Source organism: Streptomyces shinuiensis (assembly GCF_043660855.1).
Classification (GTDB): domain Bacteria; phylum Actinomycetota; class Actinomycetes; order Streptomycetales; family Streptomycetaceae; genus Streptomyces.
Map to the genome: position 1 here is coordinate 3,903,811 of NZ_JBIHML010000001.1, position 12,510 is coordinate 3,916,320.

Consider the following 12,510-nt stretch of genomic DNA (forward strand, 5'->3'; position numbering starts at 1 on the left):
ACGGCGAAGGGGCCGGCCGGCGTACCGACCGGCCCCCTTTCGAGCCGTCCTACCGCTGTCGCGCGGTCAACCGGTGATCAGTCGACCGGCGGGTAGGCGTTGCGCAGCAGCTCCTCGAACTGGGCCTGGAACCAGTGGCCGGAGAGCGGCGCGTCGGGCAGGGCACCCGACATGTGGTTGTTGTTGCGCGGGTTGCCCTCGTAGGAGGGGTTGCACATCTCGTCGGCCCTCTTGCCCTCCTCGTTCGGGATGTCCTCGCTGGCGCCGTCGGACTCACCCGGGGGCTTGATCCAGGCGTAGGCGTCGATGCCCGGAGCGGGCGCCGCCTTCGGACGCTCGCCGAGGCCGGCACCGGCCTGGTTGCACCAGTTGCCGGTGTGGATGCGGCGGTCGGTGCGGCTGCCGTCGACGAAGGCGTCCAGGCTGGTCTTGGCGGCGGGAGCGGTCGGGCGCTCCGGACCGCCCCAGCCGTTGCGGGAGGTGTCGATGATCACGCCGACGTCGGAGTTGAAGCCCGCCCGGACGGCCTCCTCGCGGAACGCCTGGGCGTAGGACTGCTCGTCCACGTAGCGGTTCCAGTCGACCCACTTGGACTGGCGGACCGAGGTGCCGTTCACCGAGTCGTTGATGGTGAAGTGCGGCTCCTTGAGCGCGCCGTAGTTGGCGACGTTGGCGGCGAAGCCGGCGACGTCGTCGACCGTGGCGCCCGCGGCGTTGGCGGCCTCGTGGAGCAGTTCGGCGGACGGGGTGAAGTTGCTGTCCCAGCCGAGCCAGCCGTGGTGGCCGATGTCGATGTAGTTGTAGACGTTGTCGAACTGGCCCAGCGTGGCCAGGGCGTAGCCGACGCCCTCGACGTAGTTGCCGTTGGCCAGCATCTCGTCGCAGTTCTCGGTCGCGGTGGGCCTGCTGCCGACGTTGGTGATCAGGTTCGGCAGCGAGTCGATCTCGACGATGTTGATGATCCGCAGGTCGGCGTACTTCGGGTCGCCGACGATCTCCGCGATCGGGTCGATGAACTCGTTCTTGTACCGGTCGATCTCGTCCGGACCGAGCTCACCCTGCGAGGCGAGCGCGGCGCAGTCGCGGCCGGGCAGGTTGTAGGTGACCATCTGGAGCGCGTCGGCGCCCTGCTCCAGGGCCGCGTCGAGGTGGTCGCGCAGGCCCATGGTGTTCTCGCCCGCGGAGCCCGACTCGATGGCGGCGATCCGGTCCAGCCACACGGCGGTCGGCTGGTCGGCGATCGCGGCGCCGCCGCTCTCGGCGGCCTGCTCGGACCAGTCCGGGTTCACGTAGAGCTGCGCGCCCTCGTACGGGTTGTCGGCGCGGTCGCCCGGGTCACCGGGGTCATCGGGGTTGTCCGGGTCGTCCGGGTCCTCGCCGTCCACGTTGCAGGTGGTGCCGTTCAGCGTGAACGTGGTGGGCGCCGGGTTCGAGCCGGAGTAGGTCCCGTTGAAACCGAAGTTCGCGGAACCGCCCGAGGACAGGGTGGAGTTCCACGTGGGGGCGGTGGCGGTCACGTGCGCACCGCTCTGGGACACGGTGGCGTTCCAGCCGGGTCCGGCCTGCTGGTTGCCGGCGTAGTCCCACTCCACCTTCCAGTTGTTCACGGCGGAGGCGGCGTTGTTGGTCACGGTGACCGAGGCGGTGAAACCGTTGCCCCAGTCGTTGGTGACGTCGTAGTCGACGTTGCACGCGGGTGCCGCCATGGCGGTCCCCTGCATCATGCCGCCCGCGCCGAGCGCGCCGGTTATCAGCGCGCCGGCGGCGAGCAGCGCCGTCCGGCGCCCGCGCGTCGGCTTTCTGGTGCCTGTCATGCGATCTCTTCCTCTTCCTTCCGGTGTTCTCCGGATGACGACGGAGCCCAGCTCCGCGTTGGGGGGTGCGGTCGTGTCACAGGTGCGTGCCCCGGACGGAGGGGGCCTTCCGTCGTGGTGGGGAGCGACCGCCGTTGCGGCACGGAGCGAGGTCCCGCTCCGGTCCCGCCTCCGGGCACGGCCTCCCGGAGCGTGCTCCGGTATCGGTGCCGGGGGAGGACGGGGGTCGTCGTGAAGGGGTGAGCCGGCCGGTGTGGCCGTGAAGGCGCGCCGCGGCGGGCGGCGCGGTGCCGGTTAACGCCCGAGGGCGCGGTGGGGGGTACATGAAGCGGCTCCTGGTCGGTCGAACGCGCCGTCCCTGGCGCACGACTGTGGAAGCGCTCCCACTGGTTGAAGGAGAACGTAGCGCCAACTTCCGGTTGTGGCCAGAGTGCGTTCAGTAATTGGCGAATCGAATTCCTTCGACAGGGTCTTCTTGTTCGGAGTCTTGACAGGTGTCATGTCCACCTTGAATCTTGGGAGCGCTCCCACTGGTTTCAGTTCCTCCACACGTCCCTGCCAGGCACAGCCCAGGCACAGTCGTTCCCCACTCCGAGCCGCGAGGAGAGAGCCCCGCATGAGCGTGTTACCGGTCACGGGCGTACCGCCCAGGCCTCCCAGAGGCAGAACCAGGAAGCTGCTGGTGGCAGCGGCCGTCGCGATCTCCCTCCCGCTGGGGCTGACCTCGGCCCTGAGCGGGACGGCCCAGGCCGCCGCCCTCCAGTGCAGCGTGGACTACGGCAAGAACGACTGGGGGTCGGGCTTCACCGCCGAGATCACCCTCACCAACCGGGGTTCCGAGGCCATCGACGGCTGGACCCTGACCTACGCCTACAGCGGCAACCAGCAGCTCCAGCAGGGCTGGAACGGCCAGTGGTCGCAGTCGGGCCAGAACGTCACCGTCAAGAACGCGTCGTTCAACGCGCGCATCGCCGGCGGTGCCGCGGTCGGCACGGGTGCCAACTTCAGCTACAGCGGCACCAACACCGACCCCACCTCCTTCTCCGTCAACGGCACCCGCTGCGGCGGCAACCTCTCCGCCCCCACCACCACTTTGACCAGCCCCGGAGCGGGCGCGGTCTTCTCCGCGGGCGCAACCGTCCCGCTGGCGGCCACCGCGAGCGCCACCGAGCCCGGGGCCACCATCGAGAAGGTCGAGTTCTACAGCGACACCGAGCTGCTGGGCACCGACACCACGGCGCCCTACTCCTTCGACTGGGAGGACGTCCCGGCGGGCAACTACTCGATCTACGCCGTCGCCCACGACTCCAACGGCATGTCGAGCGAGTCCACCCCCGTGGGCGTCCAGGTCACCGCGGGCCCCGCGGTGGTCGTCACCCCGGCCCAGCTCGGGGTTCGCCAGGGGGAGACGGCCCGGTTCGCCGTCAAGCTCTCCAAGCAGCCGTCCGCGAACGTGACGGCGACGGTGGAGCGCACCGGCGGGAACACCGGTCTGTCCGTGGCCGACGGAGCCTCGCTCACCTTCACGCCCGCCGACTGGGACACCCCCCAGGAGGTGACCGTCGCCGCCGACGACACCGGCTCCGGAGCGGCGACCTTCACCGTCAGCGCCCCCGGCCACGACGAGGCCGAGGTGACGGTGACCCAGCTCGCCGGAACCGGTGACGGGGGCGAGTACGAGGACCGCTTCCTGGAGCTCTACAACAAGATCTTCGACCCGGCCAACGGGTACTTCTCGCCGGAGGGCATCCCCTACCACTCCGTCGAGACGCTGATGGTCGAGGCCCCCGACCACGGTCACGAGACGACCTCCGAGGCGTACAGCTACCTGATCTGGCTGCAGGCCATGTACGGCAAGGTCACCGAGGACTGGGGCCCGTTCAACGAGTCGTGGCAGATCATGGAGGACTACATGATCCCCACGAAGGACGACCAGCCCACCAACAGCTTCTACGACCCCTCCAAGCCCGCCACCTACGCGGGTGAGCACCCCCAGCCGGCGGACTACCCGTCGCCGATGGAGCCCGGCGTCCCGGTCGGCCGCGACCCGATCGCCGCCGAACTGAAGAGCGCCTACGGTACGGACGACATCTACGGCATGCACTGGCTGCAGGACGTGGACAACGTCTACGGCTACGGCAACGCGCCCGGCAGCGTCTGCCAGGGCGGACCGGAGTCGGACGCGCCCTCGTACATCAACACCTTCCAGCGCGGTCCGCAGGAGTCGGTCTGGGAGACCGTGCCGCAGCCCACCTGCGACGACTTCACCTTCGGCGGGCCGAACGGCTACCTGGACCTGTTCGTCCAGGACGGCTCCTACGCCAAGCAGTGGAAGTTCACCAACGCCCCCGACGCCGACGCCCGCGCCATCCAGGCCGCCTACTGGGCCGAGATGTGGGCCGAGGAGCAGGGCAAGAAGTCCGAGATCACCGCGACCCTCTCCAAGGCCGCGAAGATGGGCGACTACCTGCGCTACGCCTTCTTCGACAAGTACTTCAAGAAGATCGGCAACTGCGTCGGCGCCACCGCCTGCCCGGCGGGCACCGGCAAGGACAGCGCGCACTACCTGCTCTCCTGGTACTACGCCTGGGGCGGCGCCACCGACACCAGCGCCGGCTGGTCCTGGCGGATCGGCAGCAGCCACAACCACTTCGGCTACCAGAACCCGATGACGGCCCACGCGCTGACCACCGTGCCGGAACTGAAGCCCAAGGGCTCGACCGCCGCGGCGGACTGGGAGAAGAGCCTCCAGCGCCAGGTCGAGCTCTACCGCTGGCTGCAGTCCGACGAGGGCGGCATCGCGGGCGGCGCGACCAACAGCTGGGGCGGCGACTACGGCACCCCGCCGGCCGGCACACCCACCTTCTACGGCATGTTCTACGACGAGAAGCCCGTCTACCACGACCCGCCGTCCAACCAGTGGTTCGGCATGCAGGCATGGTCGATGGAGCGTGTCGCCGAGCTGTACCACGAGACCGGCAACGCCACGGCCAAGGAGGTCCTGGACAAGTGGGTCCCGTGGGTCCTGTCCGAGGTGACCGTCAACCCGGACGGCAACTACCAGATCCCGTCGACGCTCCAGTGGTCGGGCAAGCCCGACACCTGGGACCCCTCCAACCCCGGTGACAACTCGGACCTGCATGTGACGGTCCGCGACTACTCCACCGACGTCGGTGTCACCGCGGCCCTGGCCAAGACCCTGATGTACTACGCCGCCAAGTCCGGCGACGAGGAGGCCAGGACCACCGCCAAGGCGCTGATGGACGCCATGTGGGACCACCACCAGGACGCCATGGGCATCGCCGTGGAGGAGACCCGGGCCGACTTCGAGCGGTTCGACGACCCGGTGTACGTCCCCGAGGGCTGGACCGGCGCCATGCCCAACGGCGACAGCATCGACTCCGACTCCACCTTCCTGTCGATCCGCTCCTTCTACCAGGACGATCCGCAGTTCAACAAGGTGGAGAGCTACCTGAACGGCGGCGAGGCGCCGACGTTCACCTACCACCGCTTCTGGGCCCAGGCGGACGCCGCTCTCGCCCTGGCCACCTACGCGGACCTCTTCGGCGACGAGTAGCCGCTCCAGAGGGCGAAGCCGGCCCCCCGGTCCGGTCTGGTCGACGGCGGCCGCACCGGGGGGCTTCCAACCCGCACCACCCGCACCACCGGCGGCACCGCTCGTACCGGTGCCGCCGGCCGGTGGCGAGCCGGAGCGGTGGTCTGTCCGTCCCCGCCCTCCACCGCCCGGCCGGCACCACCCGATGGCCGCGGCCGTCCTGCGTACCGGCACCGGGGTCGCACCCGGTGCCGGCGCGGGACGGCCGCGGCCGCTTCCGCTGCCCCACCGTCCCCCACCGCCTCCCGGCCCGGCGGAGCCGGGAGGTGACCGTGTGCCAGACGGCCGCCGCGGGTGCCGCCGGCCGTGGCGGCGCCTGCCGGATGGTTTAGTCCATTCACCTGTAAGGGGATTGTCGCCCGACGGGCCGTCCGGAACCGCAACCGCGCCCACCGGCAAGCGGGTTCACGCGTTCCGGCCAGGTCCGCGCTACGCCGTTCGGCGGCCCCGGAGGCGGTCGCGAAGATGCGAGAAGGCTCCGGCTGACGTGTCCTCACATCTATGGCACCGCCGAATGGGAGGTCGAAGCGATGGCTACACAGGGTGGACGTCGGCAGTGGACGCCGGACCGGCGCGCACTGGTGCTGCGCGGTGCGGCGCTGGCGGCGCTGGGAAGCGTCCCTTTCCTGGCGGGAAGGGCCGGGGGAGCCGGGAGAGGGCGGCCCGGCGATGCCGCCCCGGTGGCCTTTCCGGCCGGGCAGGAGACGGCTCTGGGGCGCTGGGCCCGGCCGGTGGTGGGGGACTACCGGGTCTCCGCCGCCTACGGGATTCCCGGAAACTGGCAGGCGGGCCATCACACGGGCATCGACTTCGCGATGCCCGTCGGCACCCCCGTCTACGCGGTCGGCGCCGGCTCCGTGGTCTTCGCCGGCGAGGCCGGCGCCTACGGGAAGGCGGTGACGGTCAGGATGGACGACGGCTACTACGCCCTCTACGCCCACCTGTCGCGGATCTCGGTGAACGGCGGGGAGCGGGTGAAGGCGGGCAGCCCGGTGGGTGACTCGGGTGCCACGGGCCGGGTAACCGGCCCCCACCTCCACTTCGAGGTGCGCAGCAAACGCGGCTACGGCTCGGACGTCGACCCCGTCGCCTATCTCGCCCGGCGCGGGGTGCGGCTGCTGTGACCCCCGCCACGTCCCCCGGGGCGTGGGCCCCGCCGTGTTCCCGCGACCCGGCGGACGACGAAGGCCCGGTCCGCTTCCGCGGGCCGGGCCTTGATCGTTCAGGGTGAGTAACGGGACTCGAACCCGCGACATCCTGGACCACAACCAGGTGCTCTACCATCTGAGCTATACCCACCACGACCGGCGCTCGTGGTGCTTTCCGCACCGGCCGATAAGAGTGTACAGGGTCGTGGACCCTGCCCGCGCACCCTTGTCCCGCGTGGCCCCGCAGACGCTCCTCGGGGCCGGGGCGCCTCAGTCCGCGGGCGGCAGCACGTGCCGGGCCGCGATCCTCCGCGCCGTCTCCGAGTCCGGGCCGGGCCCGGGGACGAAGACCGCCTCGCGGTAGTAGCGCAGTTCCGCGATGGACTCCCTGATGTCCGCCAGCGCCCGGTGGTTGCCGCTCTTCTCCGGGCTGTTGAAGTACGCCTTCGGGTACCAGCGCCGGGCCAGTTCCTTGATCGAGGAGACATCGACGATCCGGTAGTGGAGGTAGTCCTCCAGCGTCGGCATGTCGCGCATCAGGAAGCCGCGGTCGGTCCCGACGGAGTTTCCGCACAGCGGGGCCCGGCCGGGCTCGGGGACGTGCTTCCTGACGTACTCCAGGACCCGCTGTTCGGCGTCCTCCAGTGTGGTGCCCCCGGCCAGCTCGTCGAGCAGGCCGGAGGCGGTGTGCATCTCGCGGACGACGTCGGGCATGGTGTCCAGCGCCTCGGCGGGCGGGCGGATGACGATGTCCACCCCGTCACCGAGCACGTTCAGCTCCGAGTCGGTGACCAGCGCGGCCACCTCGATGAGAGCGTCTTCGGACAGCGAGAGCCCGGTCATCTCGCAGTCGACCCACACCATGCGATCGTTCATGCGCTCCAGCCTACGGGGCCCGGCCGGGCGCGCGGCCCCGCTGGGAGGGCAGCCGGGGGGTGTATGTGTCGGATTCCGGTTTGCCGTGCTCACCCCGTACGCCACGCTCCGTCCGGTCGGCGCGCTCTCCGCGGTTCCCCCGTTCCCCCCGCTCCCCCCTGTCCGTGCGCGCGACGTGGGCCGTGCCGTGCGCGGTGGACTCGGCCGCGGTCTGGTCGGCGCGTGTCTCGGGTACGCGCTCCCCGTCCCCGGCGCCCTCCGGCCTGCCGGTACGCGCCCGGTAGGCCGCCCGGTACGCCGCGGGGGACGCGCCGAGCTGCCGCCGGAAGTGGCCGCGCAGCGCGACCGGTGAGCGGAAGCCGCAGCGTCCGGCGACCTCGTCGACCGAGTAGTCGGAGGTCTCCAGCAGCCGCTGCGCCTGGAGTACCCGCTGGGTGATCAGCCACTGCAGCGGCGCGCTGCCGGTCAGCGAGCGGAACCGGCGGTCGAAGGTCCGCCGGCTCATGTAGGCCCGCGCGGCCAGCGTCTCCACGTCGAACTGCTCATGGAGGTGCTCCAGGGCCCAGGCCACGACCTCGGCGAGCGGGTCGGTGCCGATCTCCTCGGGTAAAGACCTGTCCAGGTAGCGCTCCTGGCCGCCGTTGCCGCGCCGGGGCGGTACGACGAGGCGGCGGGCCAGGGCTCCCGCCGCCTCGGCGCCGTGGTCGGTGCGCACCACGTGCAGGCACAGGTCGATACCCGCCGCCGTACCGGCGGAGGTGAGGATGTCCCCGTCGTCCACGAACAGTTCGCGCGGGTCGACGTGGACCGCCGGGTACCGCTTGGCCAGTGTCGGCGCGTACATCCAGTGCGTCGTCGCGGGGCGGCCGTCGAGCAGCCCCGCCGCGGCGAGCACGAACGCGCCGGTGCACAGGCCTATGATGCGCGCCCCCTCCTCGTGCGCCCGCCGCAGGGCATCGAGGGCCGCAGAGGGCGGCGGCTGGGTGATGGAACGCCAGGCGGGCACGACGATCGTGCCCGCCCGGGAGAGCGCCTCCAGGCCGTACGGAGCGGTCAGCTCCAGGCCTCCCGTGGTGCGCAGGGGTCCCTCTTCGCCCGCGCACACCAGAAGGCGGTAGCGGGGAACGCCGGCGTCCTGCCGGTCGATGCCGAAGACGGACAGCGGGATGGAGCTCTCGAAGATCGGGCCGCCGCCGAAGAGCAGTACGGCGACGATCTCGCGGCGGCGGCGCGCGGCCAGCTTGCGCGTCGTCCCAGGGCCGTGCGGTGGCTCCTGGCTCATGGAACTAAGCCCCCCTCAGTCGTCGCGTCCTTCCGGTCCTGCACGTTTCCCCCGCCGTGGTTAGCCAAGATCGAATCTACTGTGTCTGTCGAGGCTGACGGGCCAAGTTCACCACTCGCCGCTATGTCGACATGGCAACTTGGCGTGAAGCGTTCGATCACGAAGCGTTCCACTCGTCGGCGCCCCTGGGAAGAACGCCTCGCTCCGTGGTCGTCTGTCCGCGGGGTGCACTTGTTCGCCTCGATTCTCCCCGCCCTGGTGGGCGTTGCGGGGTCAGCCTCTGGCAAGTTGTGTACCACGGCTGGAAGTTGGCCGAAAAGCGCGGGGGCTCAGAAAGCGGCGACCGGAGCCCCGGGGGTGTGCGCCGCGCATCGGGGGGCGGACTGCGGCCGGTGTCATCTGCTCCTGTGCGCCCCTGTGCGCCCCCATGTCGGTAGGCCCGCGGCGACCCGGTCCGCCCCGCCGCGGGTGCCGTGCGCGGCCCGCCGGAAGAGGGCGCCCGGGCAGGCTCCGAGTGGTCCCGGGGAGGCGTGGAGGCGGCGGTGAGGCCGCCCCGGCGTTGCGCAACGCTTTCCGCTCCGGCATGCTGCACCGGCAGTGACCGCAGCCTCTGGGCAAAGGGGGAGTGCCGTCGTACCCTCAGGGGTATGGGCTGAGGAACATGCTTCCAGGACGTATTCCTAGGCACACGTGACGTAACCGATGGCTGGACACGAGATCCCCGACCCCGCGGACCGCAAGCGGCTCGCCGACCCGGCGGCGACGCCCCGGGCGGCGGACGAGACGCGCCACTCCTGCGACCCGGCGTTCCGGCACGGGGTCGTGGTGGGATTCGACGGCTCGGTCTCCAGCGAGCGGGCCCTGGCCTACGCCATCGGCATGGCGAAGCGCTCCGACTCCGGGCTGATCATCGTCCATGTCGCCAACCGGCTTCCGACGACCGTGTGGGCGGGCTGCGAGCCGCCGGTCTTCGTCGACGTCCCCGACCATCGCACCGAGGTGCTGGGCCTGGAACTGGCCTGCGCGGACCATCTGTCCGAGGTCCCCTGGATCCTCGTGGAGCGCGGTGGCGACATCTGCCACGAACTGGAGGAGGTCGGCTGCGAGTACGAGGCCGACGCCATCGTCGTGGGCTCCACACACGGCATCGTCGGCCGGTTCTTCGGCTCGGTCGCGGGCCGTCTCGCCCGCCGCGCGCGGCGCCCGGTCGTCGTCATCCCTTAGCGTTCGCCCCGCGGTGCCCTGCCAACCCGCCCCAGGCGGAGGCGAGTCGGCGAATCCGTCCCTGCCCGGAGGTGGATCGTGCGCCTGTGACGGGCATACAGACAGCATCATGCCGCCGCGCGGGAAGTGACGGTCCCACGCCGGTGGCCCACCGCCGGCGTGATGGGCGACGCCGGCGCAGGGAGGCGGTCCCCTCGTGCGCATGGTGGCACGCGTGAGGGGACCGCCCGCACGTTCCGCGGCCGGCAGCGTTCCCGGCCCGCTCCACCGCCCGTTCCCGCCGCCTACTCCACCGTCACCGACTTCGCCAGGTTGCGCGGCTTGTCGATGTCACGCCCCAGGGCCAGGGCCGTGTGGTAGGCGAGGAGCTGGAGCGGGACGCCCAGCAGGATCGGATCCAGCTCCACCTCGTTGCGCGGCACCACGACCGTATGCTCGGCCTTCTCCTGATCGGAGTGCGCCACGGCCAGGATGCGGCCGCCGCGGGCCCGGACCTCCTCCAGCGTGGCGCGGTTCTTCTCCAGCAGCTCGTCCTCGGGCACGACCGCCACGGTCGGCACGGCGGGCTCGATCAGGGCCAGCGGACCGTGCTTGAGCTCGGATGCCGGGTACGCCTCGGCATGGACGTAGGAGACCTCCTTGAGCTTCAGGGACGCCTCGCGCGCCACCGGGTAGCCGCGCACCCGGCCGACGAACATCATCGACTTCGCGTCCGCGTACCGGGCGGCCAGCTCCGCGATCTCCTCCTCCTTCTCCAGGATCCCGGTGATCTGGCCGGGCAGCCTGCGCAGCCCGGCGATGATCCGCCGGCCGTCGGCCACCGACAGGTCGCGGATGCGGCCGAGGTGGAGGGCGAGCAGCGCGAAGGCGACGGCGGTGTTGGTGAAGCACTTGGTGGACACCACGCACACCTCCGGCCCGGCGTGCACGTACACGCCGCCATCGGTCTCGCGGGCGATGGCCGAACCGACGACGTTCACCACGCCCAGCACCCGCGCGCCCTTGCGCCGCAGCTCCTGGACGGCTGCCAGGGTGTCGTAGGTCTCCCCGGACTGGCTGACGGCGATGTAGAGGGTGTCGGGGTCCACCACAGGGTTGCGGTAGCGGAACTCGCTGGCGGGCTCGGCGTCGGCGGGCACCCGGGCCAGCTCCTCGATCAGCTGGGCGCCGATCAGGCCCGCGTGGTAGGCCGAGCCGCAGCCGAGGATCTTCACCCGGCGCACCCCGCGCGCCTCGCGGGCGTCGAGGTTGAGGCCGCCGAGGCGGACGGTGGCGAAGCGGTCGTCGATCCGGCCGCGCAGCACCCGGTCCACGGCGTCGGGCTGCTCGGAGATCTCCTTGTGCATGTAGGTGTCGTGGCCGCCCATGTCGTACGACTGCGCCTCCCACTCCACCGTCGTGGGGACGGCGGAGGTGCGGCTGCCCTCGGTGGTGCAGGTGCGGTAGTCGCCGGCCTTGACGGTGGCCATCTCGCCGTCCTCCAGGGTGACCACCTGGCGGGTGTGGGAGACCAGGGCGGCCACGTCGGAGGCGACGAACATCTCGTGCTCGCCGATGCCGAGCACCACCGGCGAGCCGTTGCGGGCCACGACGATGCGGTCGGGGAAGTCGGCGTGCAGGACGGCGATGCCGTAGGTGCCCTCGATGTGGCGCAGCGCTTCGCGGACCCGCTCCTCCAGCGTCGGGGCCTGCGAGCGGCCGACGAGGTGGGCGAGGACCTCGGTGTCGGTCTCGGAGGTGAACTCCACGCCCTCGGCGGCCAGCCTCGCGCGCAGCTCCCCGGCGTTGTCGACGATGCCGTTGTGGACGACGGCCACCCGGCCGCCGGCGTCCCGGTGCGGGTGGGCGTTCTCGTCGCTGGGGGCGCCGTGAGTGGCCCAGCGGGTGTGGGCGATGCCGGTGGTGCCCGCGAAGCGCTCGGGCAGGCGCGACTCCAGCTCGCGTACGCGGCCCTTGGCCTTGACCGTGCGCAGACCCGCGGCCCGGCCGGTGCCGCTGCCGTGGACGGCGATGCCGGCGGAGTCGTAGCCCCGGTACTCCAGGCGCTGGAGGCCCTCCAGCAGGAGCGGGGCGGCGTCGCGCCCGCCGATGTATCCCACGATTCCACACATACGGGGTCCTTAGGTTCTCGGATGGTTCGCTTCGGGCACCCGGTTCTCGGGCGCCCGGCTCCTGGAGGGCTCTCGGGCGGCGGGCCGGCGCCGCGGGCGGCCGTCAGCCGTAGACGATGCGGCGCAGTTGCCGCAGGGAGAGTCCGGGCGGGGCCACCGCGCGGTACGGCAGTTCGGCCGTGATCCGCTCGAAGATCTCCTGGTTCGCCAGCCCCCGGGACTGCAGTTCGCGGTGGCGGCGGCGCACGAACTCCTCGACGGTCTCGTCGAAGTACGCCAGGACGTCCAGGACCACCCGGGCCGCCTCGCCGCGCCGGAGCGGCGTGGAGCGGACGAGGTGGTCCACGAGGTCGTCATGGGCGGAGGGGCGTTCGAGCACCCGTAGATACTGAGGCCCGTGCTCGCTCTTGCGCAAGAAATCTGCCCGATATCGGGCAGG

General features: G+C 71.3%; 8 protein-coding genes and 1 tRNA gene. 3 read left to right on the top strand and 6 right to left on the bottom strand.

All coding sequences use genetic code 11. The features are described 5' to 3' along the window. Positions 1-77: 77 nt before the first annotated feature. The gene (locus ACGRHY_RS17790; RefSeq protein ID WP_394636307.1) at positions 78-1,814 is read right to left on the bottom strand and encodes a glycoside hydrolase family 6 protein; all 1,737 of its coding nucleotides are present in this window, start codon (positions 1,812-1,814) and stop codon (positions 78-80) included. Between the two features lie 616 nt (positions 1,815-2,430). Here ACGRHY_RS17790 and ACGRHY_RS17795 point away from each other — a divergent pair. Further along, complete coding sequence (locus ACGRHY_RS17795; RefSeq protein ID WP_394636308.1) at positions 2,431-5,391, top strand: glycoside hydrolase family 48 protein; 2,961 nt, start codon at positions 2,431-2,433, stop codon at positions 5,389-5,391. Between the two features lie 569 nt (positions 5,392-5,960). Continuing rightward, positions 5,961-6,554: a M23 family metallopeptidase gene (locus tag ACGRHY_RS17800; RefSeq protein WP_394636309.1), complete on the top strand. Its 594-nt coding sequence runs from the start codon at positions 5,961-5,963 to the stop codon at positions 6,552-6,554. Between the two features lie 102 nt (positions 6,555-6,656). Here the strand turns inward: ACGRHY_RS17800 and ACGRHY_RS17805 are convergent. From ACGRHY_RS17805 to ACGRHY_RS17815, 3 genes are all read right to left on the bottom strand, one after another. Then, positions 6,657-6,729, bottom strand: a tRNA-His gene (locus tag ACGRHY_RS17805). 119 nt (positions 6,730-6,848) lie between these two features. Further along, positions 6,849-7,454: an oligoribonuclease gene (gene orn / locus ACGRHY_RS17810; protein ID WP_394636310.1), complete on the bottom strand. Its 606-nt coding sequence runs from the start codon at positions 7,452-7,454 to the stop codon at positions 6,849-6,851. A 10-nt stretch (positions 7,455-7,464) separates the two neighbouring features. Next, complete coding sequence (locus tag ACGRHY_RS17815) at positions 7,465-8,736, bottom strand: helix-turn-helix domain-containing protein (RefSeq protein WP_394636311.1); 1,272 nt, start codon at positions 8,734-8,736, stop codon at positions 7,465-7,467. Positions 8,737-9,438: 702 nt separating this feature from the next. On the opposite strand from ACGRHY_RS17815, the gene ACGRHY_RS17820 reads away from it, so the two are divergent. After that, complete coding sequence (locus ACGRHY_RS17820) at positions 9,439-9,960, top strand: universal stress protein (RefSeq protein WP_394636312.1); 522 nt, start codon at positions 9,439-9,441, stop codon at positions 9,958-9,960. Positions 9,961-10,244: 284 nt separating this feature from the next. Here ACGRHY_RS17820 and glmS read toward each other — a convergent pair whose 3' ends face one another. Both glmS and ACGRHY_RS17830 read right to left on the bottom strand, forming a co-directional pair. Continuing rightward, complete coding sequence (glmS, locus tag ACGRHY_RS17825) at positions 10,245-12,071, bottom strand: glutamine--fructose-6-phosphate transaminase (isomerizing) (protein WP_394636313.1); 1,827 nt, start codon at positions 12,069-12,071, stop codon at positions 10,245-10,247. Between the two features lie 103 nt (positions 12,072-12,174). After that, positions 12,175-12,450, bottom strand: coding sequence for a hypothetical protein (locus ACGRHY_RS17830; protein WP_394636314.1), 276 nt, complete (start codon positions 12,448-12,450; stop codon positions 12,175-12,177). Positions 12,451-12,510: the final 60 nt, after the last annotated feature.